18 protein-coding genes and 1 riboswitch are annotated in these 26,509 nt (G+C 34.3%); of the genes, 4 read left to right on the top strand and 14 right to left on the bottom strand.

Annotation, left to right across the window (positions count from 1 at the left end; genetic code table 11):
• The 8 genes from Z054_RS30530 to Z054_RS0123085 all read right to left on the bottom strand — a co-directional run.
• The coding region (locus Z054_RS30530) for a DUF6923 family protein (protein WP_051473867.1) at nt 1-4,897 on the bottom strand (4,897 nt) is incomplete at its 3' end.
• Between the two features lie 85 nt (nt 4,898-4,982).
• Nucleotides 4,983-5,483: a hypothetical protein gene (locus tag Z054_RS0123120; protein WP_024772400.1), complete on the bottom strand. Its 501-nt coding sequence runs from the start codon at nt 5,481-5,483 to the stop codon at nt 4,983-4,985.
• Between the two features lie 975 nt (nt 5,484-6,458).
• Entirely contained in the window at nt 6,459-9,563 is a 3,105-nt protein-coding gene (locus Z054_RS0123115) for a sulfatase-like hydrolase/transferase (protein WP_024772399.1), read from the bottom strand.
• Nucleotides 9,564-11,114: 1,551 nt separating this feature from the next.
• Nucleotides 11,115-11,786 (bottom strand): response regulator, encoded by a 672-nt coding sequence (locus Z054_RS0123105; protein ID WP_024772398.1) that lies wholly within the window; start codon nt 11,784-11,786, stop codon nt 11,115-11,117.
• A gap of 85 nt (nt 11,787-11,871) precedes the next feature.
• Nucleotides 11,872-13,941, bottom strand: coding sequence for a tetratricopeptide repeat-containing sensor histidine kinase (locus tag Z054_RS0123100; protein WP_084050554.1), 2,070 nt, complete (start codon nt 13,939-13,941; stop codon nt 11,872-11,874).
• Between the two features lie 127 nt (nt 13,942-14,068).
• Nucleotides 14,069-14,224: a hypothetical protein gene (locus Z054_RS31875; RefSeq protein ID WP_161635330.1), complete on the bottom strand. Its 156-nt coding sequence runs from the start codon at nt 14,222-14,224 to the stop codon at nt 14,069-14,071.
• 48 nt (nt 14,225-14,272) lie between these two features.
• Nucleotides 14,273-14,425: a hypothetical protein gene (locus Z054_RS31870; RefSeq protein WP_161635329.1), complete on the bottom strand. Its 153-nt coding sequence runs from the start codon at nt 14,423-14,425 to the stop codon at nt 14,273-14,275.
• Nucleotides 14,426-14,829: 404 nt separating this feature from the next.
• The gene (locus tag Z054_RS0123085; protein WP_024772396.1) at nt 14,830-15,567 is read right to left on the bottom strand and encodes a LytR/AlgR family response regulator transcription factor; all 738 of its coding nucleotides are present in this window, start codon (nt 15,565-15,567) and stop codon (nt 14,830-14,832) included.
• Nucleotides 15,568-16,261: 694 nt separating this feature from the next.
• Here Z054_RS0123085 and Z054_RS0123080 point away from each other — a divergent pair.
• Nucleotides 16,262-16,939 carry an SIR2 family NAD-dependent protein deacylase gene (locus Z054_RS0123080; protein WP_024772395.1) on the top strand — a complete coding sequence of 226 codons (678 nt, stop codon included), beginning with the start codon at nt 16,262-16,264 and terminating at the stop codon, nt 16,937-16,939.
• Nucleotides 16,940-17,265: 326 nt separating this feature from the next.
• Here Z054_RS0123080 and Z054_RS0123070 read toward each other — a convergent pair whose 3' ends face one another.
• On the bottom strand, nt 17,266-17,790 hold the full coding sequence (locus tag Z054_RS0123070) for a heme-binding domain-containing protein (RefSeq protein WP_024772394.1): 525 nt from the start codon (nt 17,788-17,790) through the stop codon (nt 17,266-17,268).
• A 289-nt stretch (nt 17,791-18,079) separates the two neighbouring features.
• Between Z054_RS0123070 and Z054_RS0123065 the strand changes: the two genes are divergently transcribed.
• The gene (locus Z054_RS0123065; RefSeq protein ID WP_024772393.1) at nt 18,080-18,634 is read left to right on the top strand and encodes a hypothetical protein; all 555 of its coding nucleotides are present in this window, start codon (nt 18,080-18,082) and stop codon (nt 18,632-18,634) included.
• A gap of 120 nt (nt 18,635-18,754) precedes the next feature.
• A complete protein-coding gene (gene purB, locus Z054_RS0123060) occupies nt 18,755-20,098 on the top strand; it encodes an adenylosuccinate lyase (RefSeq protein WP_024772392.1) in 1,344 nt (447 codons plus the stop codon).
• Nucleotides 20,099-20,170: 72 nt separating this feature from the next.
• Here purB and Z054_RS0123055 read toward each other — a convergent pair whose 3' ends face one another.
• The 4 genes from Z054_RS0123055 to Z054_RS0123040 all read right to left on the bottom strand — a co-directional run bounded on the left by Z054_RS0123055 (nt 20,171) and on the right by Z054_RS0123040 (nt 22,398).
• Nucleotides 20,171-20,716: a DUF4252 domain-containing protein gene (locus Z054_RS0123055; RefSeq protein WP_024772391.1), complete on the bottom strand. Its 546-nt coding sequence runs from the start codon at nt 20,714-20,716 to the stop codon at nt 20,171-20,173.
• A gap of 135 nt (nt 20,717-20,851) precedes the next feature.
• Nucleotides 20,852-21,391, bottom strand: coding sequence for a DUF4252 domain-containing protein (locus Z054_RS0123050; protein ID WP_024772390.1), 540 nt, complete (start codon nt 21,389-21,391; stop codon nt 20,852-20,854).
• Nucleotides 21,392-21,461: 70 nt separating this feature from the next.
• Nucleotides 21,462-21,902: a hypothetical protein gene (locus tag Z054_RS0123045; protein ID WP_024772389.1), complete on the bottom strand. Its 441-nt coding sequence runs from the start codon at nt 21,900-21,902 to the stop codon at nt 21,462-21,464.
• Nucleotides 21,889-22,398 carry an RNA polymerase sigma factor gene (locus Z054_RS0123040; protein ID WP_024772388.1) on the bottom strand — a complete coding sequence of 170 codons (510 nt, stop codon included), beginning with the start codon at nt 22,396-22,398 and terminating at the stop codon, nt 21,889-21,891. The genes Z054_RS0123045 and Z054_RS0123040 overlap by 14 nt, the downstream gene beginning before the upstream one ends.
• Before the next feature lie 227 nt (nt 22,399-22,625).
• Here Z054_RS0123040 and Z054_RS0123035 point away from each other — a divergent pair, with 227 nt between their 5' ends.
• Nucleotides 22,626-24,071 (top strand): S41 family peptidase, encoded by a 1,446-nt coding sequence (locus Z054_RS0123035; protein WP_024772387.1) that lies wholly within the window; start codon nt 22,626-22,628, stop codon nt 24,069-24,071.
• Between the two features lie 73 nt (nt 24,072-24,144).
• On the opposite strand, the gene Z054_RS0123030 is transcribed toward Z054_RS0123035, so the two are convergent.
• Nucleotides 24,145-26,088: a TonB-dependent receptor plug domain-containing protein gene (locus tag Z054_RS0123030; protein ID WP_024772386.1), complete on the bottom strand. Its 1,944-nt coding sequence runs from the start codon at nt 26,086-26,088 to the stop codon at nt 24,145-24,147.
• 78 nt (nt 26,089-26,166) lie between these two features.
• Nucleotides 26,167-26,465, bottom strand: a riboswitch (cobalamin riboswitch).
• Nucleotides 26,466-26,509: the final 44 nt, after the last annotated feature.

The raw sequence follows: 26,509 nt of genomic DNA, 5'->3' as shown, positions 1-26,509 counted from the left end.
TGGCCGCTGCGGTTGGTAAAGTATTTACCGTAAGTGTTCTTATTTCCGAAGTTACTGGATTACATACATATGTCGAACTAGAAACAATAACACGGTATTGATTACCGCTATCTGCTACCAAAGCATTTGTAATGGTTAATGTAGCTGTAGTGGTAGTACTATGAATTCCTGTATCTGTTAAATCATCCCAGGTACTACCATTAAACAATTGCCACTGATATGTATCAGCATTAGAAGTCACCACTGTAAATGTAGTATCTGCTCCTGTACATATAGCTGAATTCGACGGTTGTGTAGTAATTGATGGTGCTGTTCCTGCTGTAGTCACATTGGCATTAGTACCAGTATACCCATCGGTTCCCGAGGTGACTACTCCATTTCCATCTACTGTAAGACCAGCTCCAAAAGTACCGGTACCCAGGTACCCATTATTATCACCATCGGTAAATCCAGCTTCAATAACATCATTACACCCATCGGCATCACTATCTAATTCTAAAAAATTATAATTACTATCTGTATCACTATCAGCAATTGTATAATTTATGGTTCCGCTACTTTCACTTCCAGGTGCCTGAACCGCATCTGGTACTCCATCTCCACCTACAGCTCCGGAAACTACTCCATTTACATGTGTTTGATTATGACCTGCCTCAACAGCATCATAAATTCCATCATTATCACTATCCAAATCCAGACGATCTACAATGTTATCACCATCAGTATCTCTATCAAAACATAAAACAAAAGAATTTGCCTTAAAAGCTAACCAGGAGTCAAAAAGATTATCTCCATTATCAGCTACACCAATTTTGATTGTATTATTTCCTGCATTTAACACTGCAGAAAAAGTTATTGTAGATGTAAAACCATCTGCTTCTATGTTTATAGCCGTAGGAACCGTTTCATTATCTGTATATGATCCACTATCTACGGTATTATTTACAGTATCAATACTTAGTTGTGCACCAGAAGGCGTTAATGCTAAGTTGGTTCCATTTATAAATATTTTAGGAGCATCGTTTAATCCTGTGTTTACATAATCATTATATTCTTCTGAAGCGAAAACAAACTGACCTGAGATTACTGTTTCTGCGGGAATATTAACTACTATTTCAAGGCTAGAGACATCAAATTCTGTACTACCTCCACCAAAATCAGCATCCTTACCACCCCCTGCAGCACCTGTCCCATTAATTCCATCACCTAATGCATTAGGTGATGAGAATTGATTAGACAAATTATCATCTAATTCAAGAACATTACCCGAAGAAAAGATAATTCCCCGATCAAACCCAAGAAATGCATTTAAAGCTCCTCCACTATCGGTCACCCGATCTCCATCATTAAATGTACCTATTTGTGTTACTGCTCCGCTACCTTCATTGACAGTAGCAGATACCAAAGTAAGGTCAGAGTTGGGAGCAAATAATAAATTAGCTAAAGTAGTAGCATTATTTTCTGCTGTAATTTCAAAAGTTGTATTTGCGTCATCTACTAATTCTACTCCAAATGTTCCTCCGCCCAGATTACATTCGTCTATATCAAGAATTCCATCATTATCATCATCTAAATCAACAGAATCCATAATACCATCACCATCTGAATTTACGGTTAAAAGAGCTGGTCCGGCTGGATCAATAATTTGTCCATCTGAAACTGTATCATCACCAAATATACCGTCTGTAAGATTATAAGAAGCTGTAGCTATTGTTCTTGCTCCTATTGTAGTAGTATTTAATGCCGTTGTAAAATCCTGATAAATATCTGAGGCTCCTCCCGGAGTATTTGGTCCATATTTACGATATGTAAATCCTGCTAAAGAATTAGTGATATGCCAATAGTAAGTAACTGTTACATCGTCTCCCGGAGTTATACAATCTAAAGTAAAATCTACCAATCCATAAGGATAATGATATGTTGCATCATTAGCTGCCAACTCTGATTCTAATACAGTGCTGATGCTTGAGATCTGAAAACAAATCCCTGTGGTTTCTATTGTTACATACCCTGTACCATCTGCTATTGGTATAGTAGCTACATTTCCTTGTGAAGAATCCAATATTCCATCTCCATTTCCATCGCCTCCATTAGGTCCTGCATCTTCTACTGTTCCCGTAACTCCATCACCATCCTCACAACCCGTAGTTATTGCATTATTTGTTACAGCAGCTACTGCTCCTGTAGTATATGCTGCTGCGACGACTAGACCGTCATGATTCACAGTATTTGCAGTTACGGTAAGTGGTTCTGTAGCAGCATTCCATGGATTATAGACCCCTCCATTTGCACCATCTGCATTCCAGTTATTATATGCTTCATTGGCATCGCTACAACCATCTGCATCACTATCAAGAGATTCAAAATCAAAGTCTCCAGCTGCATCTGTGTTTGCTATTGTATAATTAAGTATTCCGGATTCTGCAACAGTTTCTATACTGTCGAAAAGTCCATTATTTCCTGATCCTGTATCTGCTCCATTGATTCTTCCATTACTGGTAGCAAATCCATGACCAGCTTCTATAGCATCGTATATACCATCATTATCACTATCCAGGTCATAAAAATCAGGTACTCCATCTCCATCGGTATCAAAAGCAGTTTCGACTGCTCCATCTACATTCCCTGTTCCTGCATCGGCATCATTATCATCAAGATAAGCAAAGATATTATCTGTATCTCCATCTGCATAGGGGTCAGAAGGAGATTCATTTAAATTAGGAATTCCATCATTATCTACATCCAGATCCCATGGATCTAAAACGAGATCGCCATCCAAATCAAAAGCAGAAGATGCTGTCGCACAAGCAAATCCATCGTTACTGGTCGTAGCAATTGTATTATTTAAAAGTGTTACAGAAGGGGTTACAGTGGTGTAATCGTTAACCAGGTACATCCCTCCATTATTATAGGAAACATATAAACGGTTTTCTGCATCAGTAAATGCAGCTCCAAAATTGGTTGCTGTAGGCGTTCCCAAACCTGATATTTCTGTTTTAACAAGTGTAGTAAGATCCCAATTAATTAATTTATCATTGTTGCTAACACCGTATAATTTTCCGTTGATAAAAACTACATCATTCGTATTTTTATTCGTTCCTCCTGTAAAAGTAACCGTAACTACTGCGGGTGAACCTCCAACCGGTAAGGTGGATAGGTTTTCTATTTTGTCATAATGTTTTCCTCGATTAATCCATAGATTATCGCTATCATCTACGTCTCCGGATATACCGCCACCGCCCATATTAGTTAATGCTCCTAAATCCTGAAAAGAACCATCTACTCCTACACGAAGTAAGTGATTATTAATAGGGCTTGAGCCTCCTCCTTTACCAATCGCATATACAAAATCATCAATTCTATTATACCCTGTTGCGTTGTATAATTCACTCACTGCAATGGGATCAGAATATTCTCCTGTTATGGCATCGTAACTTTTTAACTCTCCAGAGATGATTTGAAAAAAGTTTTGAGGACAACTAAATGGAGTAAGTGAGCATGCTGCTGACACTACCCCACCATTAATATAATCTGCATTAGGAGTGGTATATCCATCTACTGCACTAGTCACTACTCCGTCTTCATTAACGGTTACCACAAGAGGCCCTAAAATACCGTCACTACTCTCATCTGTAAAACCAGCTTCTCGAACATCACTACATGTATCTCCATCACTATTTGTAGATTGAAAATTAGGATTTCCTACCGTATCTGTATCTGCTATTGTATAATTAATTATACCAGAATCTACTATAGTTTCCAGACCGTCGAAAAGCCCATTTGTACCTGCTCCTGTATCCTGACCGGTTATTCTTCCATTGGTATGTGGCAAGCCATGTCCCGCTTCAACCACATCATAAATCCCGTCATTATCACTATCCAGATCAAAAAAATCGGGAACTCCATCTCCATCGGTATCAAAAGCAGTTTCGATAACCCCATCTACATTACCTGTTGCTCCATCGGCATCGTTATCATCTAAATATGCAAAAACCAAGTCTCCATCTCCATCGGCAAAAGGATCAGATGGAGATTCGTCTGTATTTGTTAGACCATCCCCATCTACATCTAAATCTAAAGGATCTAATATATCATCACCATCCTGATCTATCGGTGATGGTGCCGAGGGGCATGAAAACCCATCATTGCTGGTTGTAGTAGCTGTAGAGTTTAAAAATGATGATGTTGGTGTTCCCGTTGTATAATCATTAATCAAATACAATCCACCATCATTATATGATACATACAAACGATCCTGATCATCGGTAAACGCCGCTCCAAAACCAAGAGTTGTAGTTGGGGTACTTAAACCTCCTACTACCGTTTTAATTGATGTATCGAGATCCCATATAATTAGTTCTGCACTTTTATTAACTCCATATAATTTTCTATTGATATGAACAACATCATTAACCACACCAGCCGGTCCCGTAAAAGTAACGGTTACTACTGCGGGAGCCCCTCCTATCGGAAGGGTTGATAGATTTTCGATCCTGTCGTAGTGGTCACCCCTATTGATCCATAAATTATCACTGTCATCAACGTCTCCAGATATACCGCCAGACCCCATATTGGTCAAGGCTCCAAGATCTGCTATTGATCCATCGGCATCAATACGGATCAAGTGCCCATTTATGGTACCTGCTTTTCCTATAGCATATACAAAATTATCAACCGGATTATATCCTGTAGCATTATAGAGATCATTCGTGCTAATCGGTGCCGAATATTCGCCTGTAACTGCGTCATAGCTTTTTAATTCGCCACTAATGACCTGATAAAATGTAGAAGGACAGCTAAACTGTCCATACCCCAAAGAACCTATAAGCATAAAGACAACTCCATATACTATTGATAAATTGCTACTCTTTTTATGTTCAAAAGTATTTTTTTGCACTAAACAAAAACCTAACAATCTATTTATCAAGATGAATATGAGTTGTATTAGAAACAAGAATCGTGTATTGATTTTCATAAGCTATTTATGATAAAATTGTTTTATTATTATTCTGGAGGGATTCATTAGAATCCACATCTATTATTCTTTTAGAAATACATAATAGTTTGATCCTCTCCACCGATGTGTAGTCTAGCTGAATTGATCTTAAATATTTCTGAAAAGAAGTATGAACAGTACCTACTGCATTATTTTTTAAGATACGAGTAGTACTATATGTATTATCTTTATGTGTATGCGTATATAGATGAGTATCTATACTATCCTTAAAGGCAGTACTATTTTCTGTATGTATATTGGTACGATAATCGCTTTTAAGTAAAAGAACTGAAGAAGACTCTAAAAAGGAGTATGCAATAAAGGAATATAATACTAATAGAAGAGTAATCGCTCCTATCAAAATTATGATATTGTAGTTGGATAGGGTATCTATTTTTCGAACATAATTCGTATAGACACCAGAAAAACTATCTTTCGTAGAAGAAGACCTTTGAACATCTTTTGATGTAAAAAAATGAAGCCTCATAATGGTTAATTTAGTATTAAATTGATCGTTATTCAGATCCCTGGTATTGCTGGCTCGCCAAAAGTTTTACAATTCCGGGATTGTTATTTTGTTATTCTATATTCTCATTATTATTTAGGTATATTATCAATACAAAAAATATCTTTTTTTCCTACATTACTATACAACAAAGCATTGTTCATTAACAGATTTTGAAAATCACCTATATTGTGTTTTCAAAATAGTAGTATACATTTTGCGTATGAAAAAATCAGATGGGAAAAACATCATCACACATTTCACGAATGAAATAAAAGTAGTGCTATCCATAAGCAATTTATTTTATTGATAAAGTTCACTAACTATAATATCTACGGGCAAATAAATACTATAATGCATCACAGTCATATTGCTGTAATTTTCTGTTCTAAATAGCTATCAAAAAAATAACACATTTGGGACATCGAGGGGTAAGAAATAAAATGTCTAGCGTAATTTTTTCTATAAGCAATATCTATTTTAAGTAATGTGTTTACGTTATGCTTTTATTAACATTATAAATGTATACATAAAACTTTGATTATGAGTATTTTAAAACACCAAAATAATTACGGTTTTACCATAAAAATAGGTTGAAATCACTAATTTTCGGGATAAAAGGCAAGAATTTAAAGCAATCCTACGAATTCATGATCTATTTTTTAAAAAAGTAATCTACACGTATTTAATATCAATTAGTTAAGAGGTTTTGAATTATTATTGCCAAATTAAGGCTATCAAAATGTATTTAATATTTGGTTTTTATTAGATCTTTAAAAAACTTATTCCGAGTTTATCGAAGGGTCCTGTCTAACACTAATTTTATTAACTAAATTATGTTGTTCAAGTCACATATTAGAAGTTCAATTATCAAATAACAAAAGAGGTTATCAAATTGATAACCTCTTTTACTTCACACTCATACCTTACGGATCATATGATCAGATATAATTAACACTACATCTTGATCAATCGTTTTTGAATTATAGTATCGCCAACACTTATTTTTATAAAATATTGTCCTGTAGATAAATCCTGAGTAGGCACTTTTATTCTTTCTTGATTCGTATATGATTTCAAGAATATTGATTGTCCTAAATTGTTAAATATCTCTACTTCTGTATTTTGGTCACTATTTTGTTTTGAAGTAATATAGATCTGGTTTCCAAATGGATTAGGATATATCGAAAACATATCTTCTTTAGATATTATTTCTTCTTCTTCTACTGCTTGCTCATCCACTAATGCTTCTGGTTGTACTTCTGCTTCTGGTTGTACATCATTAACTATTGATGTACTAGTCATAGAAGCTGCTGGAGTACTACATCCATTAATCACCACATCATCTATATATACCCAATCTGAATTACCAGATGCATCGGCTCTAAATCGAATTTGAGTAGTTGCTGTAAAAGGACCTGGAATTATGACCTGATCATTATAACGTTGGTCATTTACAAATTCATCAGACTGGTTCCATTCTTCTACAGTGGTAAAATTAGCTCCACCATCTGTTGATATCTGAAGCCAAAAGTCTTCATTACTATTATCCATACTTCTACAGTAGTACGAGAAATTAATCGTTAATTCTTCATAGCTTGTCATATCAAAATTAGAAGTAGTCATCACCGATGTAGATGTATTATCTCGTAATCGTATGCAATATGTTCCCGAATTTGCATAAGCTGCATCACTAGAACTTCTTCTTGCATCTGATCCACCACCTGACCATACGCCCCATCCAGATTCAAAATCTTCTGAGTTAATAACAGCATATGTACATTGTGAAGGGTTCGGATCTGGAAGACATCCTGATGTGATAACTTGTGCAGCAGAAAGTGCAAAATCATAAACAACAACTGCATCCATTTTTCCTGTATAAAAATTATCTAAAGTTTCTCCATAACTATCTTTTTTCTGTACACCACCAATTCCTCCAGATCCTATGTGCGTAGGAACAGAACTTGGAGCTGCACTACTAGAAGCAGCAGAAACACCATCTATATATAGGTTATGGCTGGTACTCCCGCCATTATATACAACAGCAACATGATGCCAATCTCCATCATTTGGAAAAGCTACACTATGACTATCAGAAACAGTAGCACTATTTCTTACTATAGATTCCAGGTTTGATCCATTTAATCTCAATACAACTCCACTAACCCCTCCTCCTTCTTCAAAAAGATTCTGGATACCAGACAAGGCTGTTGGTTTTATCCACATAGCAACACTTCTTTGCGACATCGATGCGATCAAAAATGGGCCAGGGTTCTGGCTATACTGTATTTTGGTTGCTCCATCAAATACCGAAGATCGATCTCCTTCTTTAAAATCTACTGCATCATAAGTTAATGTTCCTATAGTAGAAAGGGGATCATTATTATTTGAAGAAGCATCATTTGCATCTACTCCAACGTCAAAATTCCAAAGTGCCAAATACGTATCAGGCTCAACACAACTCACAACCGGTGGGTTGATTTGGATAATTTCTGGTAATGGAACCGTAAGTCCACTACTTCGATACGTCGGTAAAGGAGCCGATATATTAATAAGGTAGTTACGAAGATCTGTACTTAAATCATTTGCTATAGTTAATGTTGCATTATCAGGACTTCCTGATAATAAGTTATTGGCTTCGCTAATATCAGTGATTAGGTTATACATTTCATAAGAAGCTGTTTCAAAATTATGAATCAATTTGTAGTCTCCTTTCCGTATGATAGACACAGGTCTTTGATCTCGTTTAGAGTCAATCAGGTATCCGGGAAAATGCCAGTAGATAGCATCTCTATTTAGATTAGGATTCGTACCGGTTAACATAGACCATTGACTTACACCATCGATATCATATCCTACTGGTAATGTTCCTCCTGCAGCTTCTACAAGTGTTGGGTACAGGTCAAAAGCAATAATAGGAGTATCATTAACTGTTCCTGTATTTGCCAATAAACCTTCTGACCACGCTATAGTAACTGATCGTACTCCTCCTTCATAATGCTCTCCTTTCATTCCTCGTAAAGGGCCGTTATCATCTGTTCCTATCGCACCACCATTATCAGAAATAAAATATACTAATGTATTTTCTGATAACATATGACCAGGGTTTCTGGGATCTGCTGTTGTTTTTAGATAATCAACAAGTCTATCTATTGTTTGATCCATTCCTTCTGCAATTGCCGCCTGAGCAATATTTGTATGTCCCATCTGGCTAGGGTTCGTATTATTTTTAGCCACATATTTGGCATATAAATCAGGCCTTGCGTTTGCCTGACCCCAAGGACCATGTATTGCATAGTTACTAAAATGCATAAAAAATGGAGATGTATTATTTGTATTCATAAAATCGATTGCAGCATCTGCCATTGCATCGGTTACATGTTTTGCTGTTCCGTCTAGAGAGTTATCTCCTGCTAATGCCATAGATTCACTTAATGTATAGGGATCGGCATATGGATCTAGCTCTGGGCCTATCCTGCTATGAAAAGTCCAAACTCCACCAGATTGCGAAGCAAAATAGCTTCCGGGCGCACCATCAGAACCACCCCCATAGTTAAAATCAAATCCCTGATCGGTAGGTCCATTACTCATGCTTCCTCCAGAATGATATTTTCCAAAATGGGCTGTTGTATATCCACTTGCTTTTATAGTCTCGGCTATAGTAATCGCACTAGCAGGAATTTCATCTTCTCCGTTAGAAAGCCCTTGACTGGGCCCTACCAATAGCGTAGAATTTCCTCCTCTATTTAAACCGTTTACTGCAAATACATTATTATCTGGTCTTGATGCATATTGTCCACTTAAAATTGCTGCCCTGGTCGGCGCACAATTTGCTCCGTTTACATAAGCCTGTGGGAAAGCAATACCTTGAGTTGCCAATGTTTCTAAAGTTGGTGTCTCATAAAAATCACTGGGATTATTAAGGTTAGTTGCTCCTGTACTCACTTGTGACCACCCCATATCATCGGCAATAATCACCACAATATTTGGAGATTGAGAATAGATTGAACTACTAACGCCAATACAGAGCAGGAGTAATAAAAATTTGGTTGTTGTTTTCATAGATTAATGGTTTAAAATTTACAATCGTTATGATTGGATAGATTAGTTGTTTATGTATTTTGTTTTTTATCAAATTCTTATACTAATAGTATATGTAGTAGTACTAAACGAAGCTCTAGTGACTTCTATACTAACATATTATCATACTGATCTTTGGGAGGATTCTAAATTTAGAAAGGAAAATCATTATCAGGTCTGGGAAATCACTAACTCAAAAAAATAATAAGAATTCTGAGTTCTTTTTTAGAAGGCATCATGTGATGTCTATTACTTCTAAAATTGTAAATAGTATTTCTATTCCAGACACTGCTTTTGTCGGCTCGCCAAAGTTTTACAGTTGCAGTGTTTTTTTATATCTTGTTTTTTAACACTATATAATTATAACAAACTGGTTCATATTCTAATTCTACATGTACACTCTCATATTCTTCAAGAGGTGCTATAATTGGTCATATCAATTGCTTTTAGATCCGAAAAAGAATCAGATCTAATACAAATATCATAGATGTTATATACGAGGTAAAAAGATGACTTAAAAAGCATTTGCATCATCTTTACTAAGAAAAAAGTAAATTTAGTCATAAGTAGAATAATTTAATTAATATCTAAAAATTAGCTCATTAACCTAAACATGAGATTGGGTACATGATTAGTATTATTTACATTATGACAATTGTTCTTGATATTATTAGATAATATAGCATATCTATAAAAGACCTTTTTATATAGTGGGGTAGATACTATTGTCTTTAATAACTATACTATTCGTATATCAAGATTTATGTTAAGTTTTTTTTAACATTATAAATGTATGTATAAAACTTTGATTAAGAGCAATTTAAACCCGCAAAATAAGTAAGGAAAAACCGTATATCATGTATTTATATGCCTGAATACAAGTAAAATCCAAAAAACAGAAGAGGTGCATATTTACAAATAATCATTTTATTCTAATGCAGATGCCAGTTAAACACGAGTAATCCTTAATAATTATAAAAAGGGTCTCGATACTATTTTTCTTCGTTATACTACGAAAAATCACTCGACCTGACGCCGAAACTATCATCATCCCATCAATTTGCCATCCCAGCGTAGGCTGGGATCCATAATGAAGTCAATACTATAGTGTGGATTCCGGATCAAGTCCAGAATGGTAGAGCCAATTTATATGAAACGTTACGAGATGTGAGCCAAATACGAATAATCCTTAATAATCAAAAGGGTCTCGATACTATTTTTCTTCGTTATACTACGAAAAATCACTCGACCTGACGCTGAAACTATCATCATCCCTACAATTTGCCATCCCAGTCTAATGTGGATTCCAGCCTTCGCTGGAATGACAGAGCAACTTGCCTTAGAGCCGAGCAACCATACTTTTGAATTTAGTTGTACCATTCCAATAGGTTGTCATCCTAGTCCTTCGACTTAGCTCAGGATAAACTAAAGGCTGGGATCCAGAGTGAATTGTATCAAACGTCTTATAAAAAGAAAAGGCCGAATCCTAAGTAAAAACAAAGAATTCAGCCTTTTCTATATCGTAATTGTTCTTTATATAAATCCTCTTTTTCGTGCTTCTTCTAATAACATTTGATCATCTGCTTTGGCAATAGAAAACATCTCTTTGATCTGGTTCTTTCTTTTCTCGATTGCGCTTAATGATAAACTTACATAATTAGGTAAGTTCTTGGTCTTAACACCACGAGATAAATGATATAAAATCTTTAGGTTTTTCTCATCCAAAGAAAATTTGTTGGTCATCATTTTTCTAAAGTGATCATTTACCGTAGCACTATAATACGCTTTACCTTTTAAGATGTTATTAAAGGCTAATAACAATTCGCTAGAAGTAAGATCACTTTTGATTAAGAATCCTGCCGGATTAATATTCTTAAGTATATTATGTATTCTATGGTCTTCTCTATGCATGGTTAAAATAATCACCTTTGATTTAGGCAACAGCTCTTTTGCGTGCTTTGCTAAATCCTCGCCAGAAGTAATCGACCCATCAGAAGAAGGTGGTAATTTAATATCTACAAAAAGCATATCATAAGGAACCGTCTCTGAAGATTTTACAATACTGGCGTATGCATCATCACAATTAGACGCGATGTCAATCTTAATTTGATATTCTTTTTGATTTTCTCCTAATAAGGTATTTTTATACCCTTCGATAATCATAGGATGATCATCAATCATAAGAACTTTTAGCTTTTTCTTCATCTTAAAATTTATTGTTTTAGGTTTTAAAATTAGCCCCTTACTATTTAAACTTGATTCTACTCAAAATAGTATGAGCATAGATTATTTAGTACACTTCTTCGACTTTGACTTCTATGGGTACATGTACCGATACTGTTGTCCCCATGTCTTCGTTACTAAGAAACTGAACTTCTCCATTCATCTGACTGACTCTTGATGTAATGTTTTTTAAACCAATTCCTTTTTTAACCTTATTTGTTTTGAATCCTATTCCATCATCTAAAATAGTAAGATTTATGGTACTATCCACATATTCGAAATTAATTTTTATATGATCTGCATGCGCATGCTTAAAGATATTCTGCATAGACTCCTGTAAAATCCTAAAAAAGTTTACCTTTTTCTGGTCATCTATTCCCTCCCAATCGATATCCTCATCGTTATTAAACTCAAACTTTATTTTATGCACTTCGCACAGGTCTTTAATCAGGTTTTCTACCGCATCGATATAGGCCACATCAGACGGTAAGGTCTCTGCACCCAGATCATGAGAGATCAATCGTATTTCTTTTTCTATAGATTTAAGCTCATCTATATATTTATTCCTGGTTTCTGTAAACCCATCGTTGGCACGCTGGTTGATCCCATCAAGACTTAATCGTACTCCAAACAATCGACCCAGTACCCCATCATGCAACTCCTCAGACATACGCTGCTGCTCCATCTGCCTGCCTTCTTCTAGTTTGATCTGTTGATTAAGCAGTAAACGATAGATTTCCTCATTAGATTCTTGCTGGGTTTGCGCAAATAGAAGTTCTTTATTACTTTGTTGCTGTCTAAAGATAATATACCCCAATAAAAATAAGGCGGTTAAGCCCAAGATCGCAATAATTAGAATTTGATTTTCTCTACTGATTTGTTGGTTTTCTTCTACAATCTCATCGGTTTCAAATTGAATACGTGCAAATTTATCTCTAAACAAACGTTCTTCTTTTATCAAACTATCGTTTAATGCTATATATTGATGCGCATACCCTAAGCCTTCTTTACTATCCGAAACTTTTGATAGGAGTTGATATACTTTTAGTAATTCTTCATTTTTTTGTAATTCTAAGGATACATCTTTAGATTGTTCGGCATACAACTTAGCAATACTATCTTGATGAATTGATTGATAATATTCTGCCAGATGTAAGGTATTGGTCGCAATACCATTTTGATCATCAATACTATCTCGTATCCTTAAAGCTTTATAAAAAAGATCTGGGATATCGGCTGTATCTTTAGATAAAAAATTAACATAGGCTAGATTATCTAGCAGTAGAGAATGTCTTCTAGGGTTTTTACTTAAAAATTCTGTATAGGATAATGCTTTATGATATGATTCCTTTGCTTTTTCATATTTTTGTTGTGACTTATATACCGTACCAATATTGTTAAGTGATATTAAGGTTTGTAATACCTCTGTATTTGCTCCTTTAGCATATTCTATAGCTTTTTGATGATACCCCACAGATTCTTCATAACGTTCTTGATATTTTGCCAGTATTCCCAGATTCGTATAACATAATGGTAAATGTAGAATGTTCTCCGCTAATTCAAACTTTTTAATAGCTTTAATCGTTGTCGCTTCACTCTCATTATAATCTTTAGTTCGTTGTTGTATCCTAGCGATATCGATCAATGCTTTTCCATGATCAAGTGCATAATCTTTAGGGTTATACTTCTGGGGGTCTATAGAAGAATAAATTTTATCTGCTTCATGGAAATTTTTGAAAGCAATATCCAATTGAGATCTTCTATAATATAGCCCTATAAAAAAATGAGATTGAGCCATATTTAGAGAGTCTCCTATTGAAGTAGATAGCTTTAAAGCTTTTTCATTCATATCTTTATAGCTATCAAAATCTTTAAGTGCATAATATTCAATCGAAATTTCCTGAATCTTTTCTATTTTAAAAGTATTATCTTCTAGAGTAGAATAAATGGTATATGCTTTTTCCAAATTTTGTTTACGCTCTTCAATAGAGCTTTTTTTGTCCTTTGCATTTTTTATATAAGTATCTACAAGATCAGATTTCAATTTATTACTTTCGACAGTATTATCCGGTTGGTTACAACCAATACACATGATAAGGCAATATAGAGAAATTGATTTTAGAAAAAATCGTAACATTCTATGAATTATTTTAATTCAATTTAACAAAATCTAATAAAGAAAAAAAGTAAAATAAAAAAAACAAGTCTCAATTAAGATTAAGACCTGTTTATTATAATGCTATTTTTTTGATTATTGTGCACTATTATCCATCATTACTAGGAGTCGTTTCATTTGCATCATCTTCACCAATTGTATCAACTTCTTCAATTCCTACCTCATCATTTACAGTATCTGCTTCACAAGCGATAAACATAGTACTTAAGAATAGTATAGCGAATATTGTTTTTATAGTTTTCATAATGTTAGTTTTTTAGTTATCAGAATATTCTAAATATTTTTTATTTTTTTATCCTTTTACTGGAGTTGTTTCATTTGCATCGTCCTCTCCAACTGTTTCAACATCTTCAATCCCTACCTCATCATTTACGGCATCAGCTTCACAAGCGATAAACATAGTACTTAAGAATAGTATAGCGAATATTGTTTTTATAGTTTTCATAATGTTAGTTTTTTTAGTTTGAATTTACTTTTCAAAAGACATATAGTCTTTAACGGGGTATGTTAATTTTTATTTAATTTTGGTTGTCGTTGCGCAGACGACTTTTATTTTTTAGAGTACTCTTTTTATATACATTTTTTATGATGTGTATCTCTAATTGTACACTACAAATGTAGCTCGATACCTCCCTCGCGCCTAATATATTAAGGTGTGTTTAGTAACTGGTCGTCTATGAGATGTACATGAACCGATTATACGGGTAAATGAACCTTTTTCTAAAATCACCCTTTTTTGTAGGAAACGCAGTACTAACGGTTTTATAATACTATTACTGGTCTTATCCCATAAAAAAACCGATAAATCCTACAATTTATCGGTTGCTATGTATACGAATCCAATCTATTTTATATATAGATCAAACTTTTCTTTGCTAAGGAGTCTTTGATTTCTTCTACATTGTTTTTATAAGACTTTGAAAAGGGGATCAAATCATCTGTATTTTTGATGGCACATTTTGCTTTTCCAAAATGTATCCTCGACACATAATCGGTATTAATAATATAACTATTATGTATACGTACAAAATGATCTGGTAACAGGTTCTGAAAATGTTTTAAGGTCTTAAACGCCTCTACCTTAGTACCATTACTCATAATAAAATCTGTAGTATTATTATCTGCTTTTAGGTATAATATCTCATCTACATCTACAAATCGATAGTCCCCATAAGACTTAAAACACAGGGTATTATCCCCGCTCTGTCCAAAGTCTTTTTCGAACCTCATTAATGTTCTGTTTATCTGCCCTTTATTAAAAGGTTTCAGGATATAATCCATGATTCTATTACGTATGCCTTCTATGGCATAATCTGATGTTTTGGTGATCACAATAAACTCTGGTAACCGAGACATATACTTAGAAAGCTCTGTCATCAAAGAATACTTTGTTGTTACCGTATCTATTCCTGGCACTTCTGGCTCTAAAAAAACAAGTCTGGGTCTTCTCTCTAAAATTAAATCCAATGCATCCTGCTCGTCTTTTGCTATTCCTGTGCAGATATAATCTGGCTGCTCTTCTAAAGAGATTTGGATAGAATCTGCAATTTTCTGATCATTATCAATGATTACATAAGGATATTTCATAGGGTATGAGTTAAAAATTTGTGTCGGTTAATATATGCTGAATTATTCTACTTACAAGATAGGGTATTTACACTTTTATTGTATACGGTAAAACCGTAATAAAATTACGGAAGCCCTTTGGTGTCAAGGGGTTACATAATGTTCTTTATCGATACATAAACGCTCTTTATCGGATAAAATTGTAAATAAACTAAATGAAGGAATTTAACAATACACATATGGATTTGTTAAAAAAAGCCAAAAACTACGTTTAGCAGCCAAAAAATTGCGATAAAATACTTGTGGATTATCATTTTTTGAGGATAAATCACTTAAATCTGTTTATTTTTAACTTCTATTTATGAATTTAACATAAGGTTTTTGAAATAAGAAAAGGCATTAATTAGAGTGTAGCACTAAAGCTCGGCAGCCGAATTAACGTATTTTATATTAGATTTACATTATATTAATCCGTTGTACATTTAGAAATTAATAGTATAAAAAAGTGTCAATTCTAGTGGTTTTTTGGAATAGAATGAAGAAAAATTGCACTTCGGCAAGCTCAGCAGGACTATCGAGAATAGCTTTTTTAATTCAAAACTCTATTCTAGATACACTTCTTCCTCTGGTCGAAGCACTCGAATTGACGAATTTCAAGTTAAAAATCTCAAATGCACAACGCGGTTATAATAAAATCACAAATCATATCAACCCTATGCAAAACATAGTTGTACTTACAGGAGCAGGAATTAGCGCAGAGAGCGGGATCAATACTTTTAGAGATGCCAATGGGCTTTGGGAAGGGCATGATGTTATGGAAGTGGCTTCTCCGCAAGGGTGGAGAAATAATCCAGAATTAGTTCTTGATTTTTATAATAAAAGACGTAGCCAACTGCATACAGTAACACCCAACAAAGCACATCTTGATCTGGTAGCTTTAGAAGACAAATTTAATGTATCTATCATCACTCAAAACGTAGATGACTTACATGAGAGAGCAGGAAGCAATAATGTTATACACCTGCATGGTGAACTACTAAAAGTGCGAAGTCAGTTTGATGAACAATTGGTACTCGACTGGAAACACGACCTGATTCTCGGGGATCATTGTGAGCATAATTCGCAATTAAGACCTCATATTGTATGGTTTGGTGAAGCTGTGCCTATGATGGATCTGGCTATAGAGATTACAGAGCAGGCAGATATTCTTATGATTATTGGCACATCTATGCAAGTGTATCCTGCTGCTGGGCTACTGCAATATGCCAGGCATCAAACACCTGTTTATTTTATCGATCCCAATCCGGCAATTTCTCCAACAGAGCATCTTTCCATATTATCAGAGAAAGCTACTACAGGAGTTGCTAAAGTGGTAGAAGAGTTGTTAGGGTGATTATTTATTCCTGTTTAAATAAAATAACTTTGATTCAACTTTATTTTCATTTTCTTTGCTTGCCCAGCAGCAAACAGAAACAAAAGAAAAGGCAACCAACCACATCATCTCGCCCACAGCTTACGCTATGTCGTAAGGTATTTTTCAGTTGCACTGAAAACCAGATTAGTTTTGCTAAAATCTTTCCAAGGCTTCATAGATGTTGCAAACACAAAACAAATCTTATACTGGTGAAAAAATCTTTCAAAGCCCTGCTTTAGAACGTTATCACATTCAATAGACGTTTTTTTATATCTCAACCTGAAGGTTATATATCACAAATAAGATCAAATACTATCCACTACAGTCGAATCTGATACTTTTACAGGCAACGAATCTGTTGCTTTTTCCTGTGGTTTCTCTTTACCTTTGGTTATTGTCTCACGGGTTTCTTTGGCCCAATTGATTAGTTTTTCTGCATCATTAGCTGGTAGTTTACCATGCATCCAGGTATAGGATTCTAAAGGCATTTCTTTCTTCTCTATCATTTCTATAAACTCTTCTAGCTTATGATCCTTTTGTTTATCGGTATAGAACTCCCACTCAGATACATTAAAATGTTCTTTTCCCTCTTTTATATGATAGGCCATCCAATGTGAAACTGGACTAACCTCCATATACCAGGGATATTGTGTGACACTACTATGACAATCATAACATTGATTCTGCAAAATTGATTTAACCTCTGCAGAAACCGTTGTAGCTGCTTCGAACGTAGCAATACTATCGTAGCTTGCTTCGTTTTTAGTTGGTCTTAAAAACTGTGATATCAAAAAAACCAACACGAATAGAAAAAGAATTCTTTTTATCATTTTGTTCTTCTTTAAAAAGACACTTACCAAAAACAAATGCTCCATATGGCTTCAACCCCAATAAGATGATAATTGCCTGTTATAGAAGACATAACGGTTTTAACAAGTAATTATTATTAATTCGGGTTTGCAGAAGATTAATCATCCTTATCATCCCAGGCTAGATTAGAGTTTCAATTTTAGAATGCTGATAGTATTTGGGATCCATATTTTTATTTGCTTATTTTTGAAATTGAAAAGAATCATCAAAGTACCTAATAATCTTCTATTCTGAAGACATCTATTATTTATGATATTGCTCGAAGACGTATTAACTACCGTAGATCATTCTCGTGAAAAGAGGAAGCATTTTGCTAATTTAATCCTTGAGAATCCGGCATTGCTTCCTGATTTATTAAACATATGTGCCCAGGTAGATGATGAAATCTCGTGTAGAGCTTCCTGGGGACTCGAATTTTTATGTAAGCACGATCTTATAGCTATCCTCCCTTATCTTGATCGGTTGATTAGCATTGTGCCTAATGTATATCAACATCCTGCTGTAAGACCAATGGCAAAAATATTTGAATATCTAAGCATTGCCTATTACCAAAAAAAGAATCCTAAAGTGAGAGCATCCCTAACTAAGGTACATCGCGAAAAAATAACAGAACTATGCTTCGACTGGATCATCACAGATCAAAAAGTGGCTCCAAAAGCATATGCCATGACATCCTTATATCTATTGGGTACAGAATTCGAATGGGTACATCCCGAACTTAAAATAACACTAGAGAATAATTACAATACAGGTAGCGCAGCTTATAAAGCACGCTCTCGAATGGTCTTGAAAAAAATTGGGTAAAGGAATCAGGCCTTCGACAAACTCAGGGTGGCGGAAACCTCAAACTTTCAAAATTCATAGCCTGTACTTCGTAATTCGCAATTAATTAAATTATCTTTGCAGCTTCAAAAAAAGAAAATTATGTCATTATTCCCTTTGCAAGCAATCTCACCTATAGATGGGCGTTACGCATCAAAGACCAAATCTCTTAGTGCATTTTTTAGTGAAGAAGCCTTAATCAAATATCGTGTACTCGTAGAAATTGAATATTTTATCGCCTTATGCGAGCTACCGCTACCACAATTACAAGGTATCGAAACCTCTTTATTTGATAAATTAAGAGAGATTTACACTGCTTTTTCTAGTGAGGATGCCTCGGCAATAAAAGACATTGAAAAAGTAACTAATCATGATGTAAAAGCTGTAGAGTATTTTATCAAAGAGAAATTTGATGCTCTTGGGCTACAACAATATAAAGAGTTTATCCATTTTGGATTAACCTCTCAGGATATTAATAATACTGCGGTACCATTAAGTATCAAGGAAGCTATTAGTAGTGTTTATATCCCAGAGTACAATGCACTGTTAACAAAACTAAAATCTTTGGTAGAAGAATGGTCTGCCATACCTATGCTTGCTCGTACTCATGGTCAACCTGCCTCTCCTACCCGATTAGGAAAAGAGTTTCAGGTATATGTCACCAGAATCGAAGCACAATTTGATTTATTAAAAGATATACCAAGTGCAGCAAAATTTGGCGGTGCTACAGGAAATTACAACGCACATAAAGTTGCTTACCCAGATATCGACTGGAAAGCTTTTGGGACTCATTTTGTGCAAGAAAAACTAGGTCTTCATCATTCTTTCCCTACTACTCAGATTGAGCACTATGATCATATGGCTGCACTGTTTGATGGTTTAAAACGTATTAATACTATTATACTGGATCTGGATCGCGATGTATGGACCTATGTATCTATGGATTATTTTAAGCAAAAAATAAAAAAAGGAGAAGTGGGTTCTTCGGCTATGCCGCATAAAGTAAATCCTATTGATTTTGAAAATAGCGAAGGTAATCTGGGGATAGCAAATGCTATATTCGAGCATCTTGCTGCAAAACTACCTGTAAGTCGATTACAACGTGATCTTACCGATAGTACAGTACTTAGAAATGTCGGAGTACCATTTGGACATACGCTGATTGCTTTTCAAGCTACGCTGAAAGGATTAAACAAACTTTTACTGAATGAAAATAAATTTGCAGAAGATCTTGAAAATAACTGGGCTGTTGTTGCAGAAGCTATACAGACTATACTAAGACGAGAAGGATATCCAAATCCTTATGAAGCACTAAAAGGTCTTACTCGTACTAACGAAAAGATAAATCAAAATTCTATTGCTGACTTTATTGAAACTCTTGATGTTTCTGAACCTATAAAATCAGAGTTAAAACAAATTACACCTTCTAATTATACAGGGATATAAGTAATAGATTTTAACCATAAAAAAAAGAGGCTGTTTTTCAACAGCCTCTTTTTTTTATATTGTTATTATTGATTAATCATCAATATCAATAGTCTGTGCTATTTCTTTAAAAGCATCAAGGTTAATTTTACCTTTTTCTACAGATTTCATAAGCATAGCCATTTTTTCGGGTCTCATATTATCTCCCAATACACGTACTAATGCTAGTCCTTTTTCATTATTTTTGGCAAAAACGATAACCTCATCGATATCATCTTCTTCTCCTTGATATTTAAGTACCGCTTTGGTTCCGTCTGATCCAAATCGCATTAAGGTTTCATAGGTGTCAGTATCTAATATCTTTTTTATCGCTGCGCTCTCTTCTTCGTATCTACCTTGATTACTTTTAGTAAGTTTCAAAGCCAAAAAGTTGACCTTTTTTATACTTTCTAATGCTTCTCTCTCGTCACTATTAAGTTCTATGGTTTCTTTATCCAAAAGACTAGTCGGTACATCTACGGCTATAAAATCAGCATCTCCCTGGTGGTCTACAAAATACTTTTGTAGTGAAGGTTCGCTACTGCAGCTCATCATTAGAGATATACTTACAATGCCTAAAATTTTATACACATTTTTCATTTCTATTATTTTTTTCACCTGCCTAAACTGGTGGGTTGGTTGATTGATTATTTTTGATTGATGTTTTTAGATCAAATTTCTTCTAACCTCACAGTTAGAAGAAATCTGGATCTTTTTTTTATACCTAATATCTAATTAGTTTCCTTTCTTTTTTACGTGCTTTAATTCTTCTCCACCAGGTACATTAAGGTGATCTGCAATTTTAGAGACTTGTTTTAAATCAATATCTCCAGTTATAGTAAGCACTACAGTATTGGGTCCGTTTCCATCATTTTGTACTCCATCAAGAAACATAAACAATTCACTTACATGATCATCATCTTTTCCTGGCTTAGAGTAAAACTTTACATTTTTCCCGTCACTTTTTACTCTCATTAACTCTTCTAGAGAAGAACTCTTAAGGTAACTACTTACATCTGCTCTCATCTTCTGTCCTACTTCTTTGTTTTCTGTAGCAAAGACCTTGATGTTTTTTATGTTTTCTACCAGATTCATGTACTCTTGTACTTCGGCATCATTACTTTCTAATTCAATTTTACTTAGTAGTTTAAACATTTTACTGGTTACTACTACAGAAGATACGCCTTTCATATCTTCATATTTATCAAAATTACTTTGTGCGTTAGACACATATGGTAATATTGCAAAGGCTAAAATAATTGCTAACTTGTTCATAATATTTAAAATTTAATTCCCTTACTACATCCTGTTTTATCAACAGTGTTTTTCAGGTAGTCGTTTGTATTTATTTTGTTAATTTTTCGGTAGTGTTTTCAAATTCGTTCAGGTACACTAATTCCTGTTTGCCCTCATTCATTAATTGCGAAACCATATTGAGGATTTTTTTGGTTTCCTGTAAAGCTATTTCTGGATCTTCATATGTTCCAAGAGCTTCGTCTGGGTTTGGTGGCATATTTGTTAAAAATATCCCTGCAATCAAAGCTATTGATGCTGCAATACCCATCCAGGCGTATCTGGATTTTCTACTACTGGTATTTAATTTTAGATCCTTGGTAGCCGTTATGGTACTCTCTTCAGAAAAATATTGAAATAGATCTTTGTATTTCTCCAAATGCGACGGCACAGTTTCTCTGGTAAAGTAAACCTTTAATTCTTTTTCTTCAGAAACGGTGGTTTCGCCTTCGAAATACTTCTCTAGTAATTTTTCTATGTTAGACAACTCCATAATTGTGTTTTTTTAATAATTCTACTCTAATTTTTTTTCTTCCTCTTGATAATGCAACCCTAACTGCTGTTTCATTAAGCCCCAGCATATCTGCTATTTCTGCATTATTATATTGTTCTATATCTCTAAGTTGGATAATCATTCGTTGTTGTTCTGGCAGACTATCCATAATCTTACCAACCCAATCTAAACTATCTCTAGCTTCTAATTCTCGTTGTAATGAAGGTCTCTCGTCCTTATAATTACTATGTACAATTTTTAGGTTTCCTGTTTCTTTTGCCTTAAGCTTATCATAACAATAATTCTTAGTCATTGTCATCGCAAAAGCTTCTACATTTTTATACTCAGCCATTTTACTCTTATTCTTCCATAGCTTCAGTAATACTTCTTGTGTAGCATCTTCTGCTTCTTCATTACTTACAAGCAAACGTTTAGCTAACCTAAAAAGCTTATCTTTAAATCCGTTTGTAAGCGTTATAAATGCTCCTTCTTTCATTTTGGTTGGTGGTTTTCATAAAACTTTGTCAGCTTTATATAAGGGAGACGACTATCTAAGTAATTTGTTACAATCTTTTTTAAAATTATAATAAAGTAGTTACATTTATCGCTTTATACTAAGAAGTAAGGTCAATATGAAATAAGTATAACTATCATTTTTATTCTTCTCGGAATGATTATTGATGAATTTCATTAGGCAAATAAAAACAATAAATATAAAAATAGATGAAGTACATAAAGTATTTTGCACTATTGCTTTTCGTTGGTAACCTGCTTACGGCATGTTTTGATGATAACGATGATGTACCCCGTGTTTCTGGTGCACCAGAAATAAATGATTTTATCTGGAAAGGATTAAATCTCTATTACTTATACAAAGCAGATGTCCCTGATTTGGCAAATAATCGTTTTCCTTCTAATCAGGAATACATACAATTTTTAGAAGGATTTTCTACTCCTGAAGCACTTTTTGAAGAATTAAAATCTAAACAAACAGTATTGGTGGGCGGAGAGCAAGTAAAAGTTGATCAATTTAGCTGGGTTGTAGATGACTATATTGCATTAGAACAAGCTTTTGACGGTATTACAAAGAATAATGGTATGGAGTATGGTCTTGTGCGTTATCCAAACGACCAGTCTCTTGTGTTTGGGTATGTGCGTTATGTACTACCGGGGACTGATGCAGCTGCCAAAGGAGTAAAAAGAGGAGATATCTTTAATACGGTTAATGGTACCCAAATAAATGATCAAAATTTTAGAGGACTATTAGGCACTGATAGTTACAGCATAGGTCTGGCAACTTTTGATGGTACCAATGTTACCTCGACAGGAACTTCTATTTCACTTACCAAAGTTCAATATACCGAGAATCCTGTTTTTATATCAAAAACTATTGATGTAGGTGGTAGCCCTGTCGGATACCTTATGTATAATTCTTTTACTGCAGATTTTGATACTCAACTTAATGCTGCCTTTGGAAAATTTGTATCTGATAATGTAAGTGACTTAATATTAGATCTGAGATATAATGGTGGTGGATCTGTTACAACTTCAATTGATTTATCGAGTATGATTACAGGGCAATTTAATGGTCAGGTTTTTTCGACAGAAGAATGGAACTCTGATCGACAGGCACAGTTTGGAAGCACCAATCTTTTTGACAATCAAATCAGAACAGGTGAAGCCATTAATAGTCTTAATTTAAGTAGAATTTATATTTTAACTACCAGAAGCTCTGCTTCGGCTAGTGAGCTGGTAATTAATGGGCTTGACCCACATATAAATGTGATCCAGGTAGGAGCCACTACAAGAGGAAAATTTCAAGCATCAATAACATTATATGATTCTGATAATTTTGGACGACAAGGTGCTAACACTGGACATACATATGCTATGCAACCTTTAGTTCTTAAATCCAGCAACTCTGTTGGTTTTACAGATTATCACGGTGGTTTTTCTCCAGAAGTAGAAATCGAAGAAGATTATTCTAATCTTGGGGTTTTAGGTGATGAAAATGAACCTCTTTTTAAAGCTGCAATAGATAATATTTTAGGTACAAAAAGTGCTAAAAATTATAATATAATACAATTAGAAAGTGTTGGAAATAGTAAAATGTTTTCTCCCGTTTATGAACGTATGTATCGGGATAACAATCTTCCCACTGCAGAATAATATAATCTCTAAAAAAGTAAAAACTCCTGAACTATTCGTTCAGGAGTTTTTGATTAAACCCGGGTTATAATATTTAGAATTCCAGATTAATTCCAACTCTGGCATTTCTACCTTTGGTACTAAATCCTAAAATCTCCTGATAATCTTCATTGGTAATATTATGCATCGCTGCATAAATATTTAGATTTTTTAGTAGTCGGTGACTAATATAAAAATCTAATATACCATAACCATCAAGAGAAACTTGTGTTGGGGCAAAAGTAACCGGGTCTGTATTAGCAAAATCGTTATCTGTACGCTTGGTATTATACTGATAGTTTAACGAAGTATATGTCTTTTTTCCTAATTGATAACCAATACTAGCATTAATCATATGTTCAGGAATTCTGATATTATCGTCTAATTTGTCAATATTAGTATAGGTATAATTCCCTTTTACAGATAGTTTGTCCTCTAAAACTGTTGTCGACACCTCTACTTCTACTCCATCTACCTTTATATCATCGGGTGAATTAAAATTCACAAAAGTAGTAGGGTCAAAAGTGATAAAGTTTTCTGATTTACGATTAAAATAAACTACACTCACCGTAGCTTTCTTCTTATGAGATAATTCAATTCCTCCTTCTATAGTTGCACTCTCTTCTGGTTTAAGATCTGGATTTCCTGTAAAGAAGGCCGTATCATATAGCTGAAATAATGACGGAGTGATATATGCGGTACTATATGATGCTAATCCTTTAATATAATTATCTCCAAATGTGTGGGTATATGATGGATTTATAGTATAAACAACATGATTATCATAGGTACTATGAATATTATATCTCGCTCCTGCATTTAGATTAAAACCAAAATCTGAAGCATATACTATATTAATATAAGGGTCAATAATATCAAATTCTGCATCGGTATCACTAATTGTCTCTTCTAGATTTGTAGTACCAAAAGGAATATTTAGAAGACTAAATTTACTATACGAACCATTAGCCCCAATAACCGTATGTAGTGTATTGTTAAAGGTGTATTTATTATATGCATCAAAAGTATGCACATTACCTTCATATCTTGAAGGAAAGCTAGACTTGGTAAGATCTCTTTCTAAGGATGCAAAACTGTTTGTAAATGTAAAACTACCCTTAGGGTACTTAATCTCCCAAAAAGATCCCGCTCTTAATTGTTGACTCTCAAATCGATTGTCTCCATCTATTCCTGCCGCAGCATCGAAATCATTTTTATATTGATCTAAATTTCCAAAAAAATGAAATCTAAAATTATCATTCCATCGATATCCTAACTTGGTATATACATTAAATTTAGAAAATGCATCGCTTTCTGCTCCTTCGGTCTCTGCTGCCGATAATCCATCACTAAACTGATTTCCTACGCTTGCCAAATAGCTTACTTTTCCCAAGGTTCCGTTAATCGATGCAAGGTTTATAAATTCATTAATATCATAATCCTGATCTTCCTGAGATTGATTCGTTCCTATACTGGATTGAAAACTAGCAGATATCTTTTTCTTACTCTCAGATTTTGTAATAATATTGATTACTGCAGCCGCAGCTCCAGAACCATATAAAGTACTCGATGCTCCTTTAAGAATTTCAATTTCCTGTATTTGATTAACCGATAGTAATCGTAAATCAAAATCTCCAGAAGAAGTAGAAGGATCACTAACTGTTACCCCATCAATTCTAATAACTACCTGACGATTACGCCCTCCACGCACATAAACTCCAAGGTCTTGCCCAGCGGCGCTACCGTTACCATTAATAAACAAGCCTGTTGCTCTTGCAAGTACTGTAGCTACAGATTGCCCCTGGCTACGTTCTAGTTCTTTAGCAGTAATTTTAGTAATTACCTTACCGCTTTGTTCTCGTTTCAAACTAAACTTAGAGTCAGAAATAACCACCTCGTCTAGCTCATTAACCACCTCATCTATTTGGATCTCCTGTCCAAATACAACAGATGATCCCAACATTAAAAATGCTGTTCCAAAAAATACTTTTTTGTTCATTACTTAAACACTTAATTTTTACAATTACCGGAAAAAAGTATGTAGTTTACCCATACCCAAACAATTGTCCCGAAAGTTTGATTACAATGAATAAAGGCAGGTCTCCTGGCTCGCGTCTTGTTGTTTACCTTCCCGATCGTCAAACGAGCAGTGGTTATAAAGTATTAACAACAAGCATCCTTTTTAATGATGGACACAGCATACAGTTGCGGGAACAGCTCAGGAATATTGATTTACGATGTTAAACTTCAGAAATACGATTAAAAATTAAAAAAATCGAGATTTATATGCTAACTTCATTCTTCATTGTACCTGATTCCCTTTTAATCCTCAACTCCCATGAAAGGAGTATCAGAACCAAAATTCTGCGCGAATGTATTATATTTTATGGAATTTCGGATTACTTTAACAAATAAATAAT

The sequence above is a fragment of the Aquimarina macrocephali JAMB N27 genome (assembly GCF_000520995.1).
Taxonomy (GTDB): Bacteria; Bacteroidota; Bacteroidia; order Flavobacteriales; family Flavobacteriaceae; genus Aquimarina; species Aquimarina macrocephali.
The sequence above is the reverse complement of the archived record's forward strand: the minus strand, read 5'-3'. Positions and strand labels throughout refer to the sequence as shown.

Coding starts and splice junctions, on each gene's coding strand:
- Z054_RS0123120 (WP_024772400.1), bottom strand. CDS start 5,483: ATGAGGCTTCATTTTTTTACATCAAAAGATGTTCAAAGGTCTTCTTCT.
- Z054_RS0123115 (WP_024772399.1), bottom strand. CDS start 9,563: ATGAAAACAACAACCAAATTTTTATTACTCCTGCTCTGTATTGGCGTT.
- Z054_RS0123105 (WP_024772398.1), bottom strand. CDS start 11,786: ATGAAGAAAAAGCTAAAAGTTCTTATGATTGATGATCATCCTATGATT.
- Z054_RS0123100 (WP_084050554.1), bottom strand. CDS start 13,941: ATGTTACGATTTTTTCTAAAATCAATTTCTCTATATTGCCTTATCATG.
- Z054_RS31875 (WP_161635330.1), bottom strand. CDS start 14,224: ATGAAAACTATAAAAACAATATTCGCTATACTATTCTTAAGTACTATG.
- Z054_RS31870 (WP_161635329.1), bottom strand. CDS start 14,425: ATGAAAACTATAAAAACAATATTCGCTATACTATTCTTAAGTACTATG.
- Z054_RS0123085 (WP_024772396.1), bottom strand. CDS start 15,567: ATGAAATATCCTTATGTAATCATTGATAATGATCAGAAAATTGCAGAT.
- Z054_RS0123080 (WP_024772395.1), top strand. CDS start 16,262: ATGCAAAACATAGTTGTACTTACAGGAGCAGGAATTAGCGCAGAGAGC.
- Z054_RS0123070 (WP_024772394.1), bottom strand. CDS start 17,790: ATGATAAAAAGAATTCTTTTTCTATTCGTGTTGGTTTTTTTGATATCA.
- Z054_RS0123065 (WP_024772393.1), top strand. CDS start 18,080: ATGATATTGCTCGAAGACGTATTAACTACCGTAGATCATTCTCGTGAA.
- purB (WP_024772392.1), top strand. CDS start 18,755: ATGTCATTATTCCCTTTGCAAGCAATCTCACCTATAGATGGGCGTTAC.
- Z054_RS0123055 (WP_024772391.1), bottom strand. CDS start 20,716: ATGAAAAATGTGTATAAAATTTTAGGCATTGTAAGTATATCTCTAATG.
- Z054_RS0123050 (WP_024772390.1), bottom strand. CDS start 21,391: ATGAACAAGTTAGCAATTATTTTAGCCTTTGCAATATTACCATATGTG.
- Z054_RS0123045 (WP_024772389.1), bottom strand. CDS start 21,902: ATGGAGTTGTCTAACATAGAAAAATTACTAGAGAAGTATTTCGAAGGC.
- Z054_RS0123040 (WP_024772388.1), bottom strand. CDS start 22,398: ATGAAAGAAGGAGCATTTATAACGCTTACAAACGGATTTAAAGATAAG.
- Z054_RS0123035 (WP_024772387.1), top strand. CDS start 22,626: ATGAAGTACATAAAGTATTTTGCACTATTGCTTTTCGTTGGTAACCTG.
- Z054_RS0123030 (WP_024772386.1), bottom strand. CDS start 26,088: ATGAACAAAAAAGTATTTTTTGGAACAGCATTTTTAATGTTGGGATCA.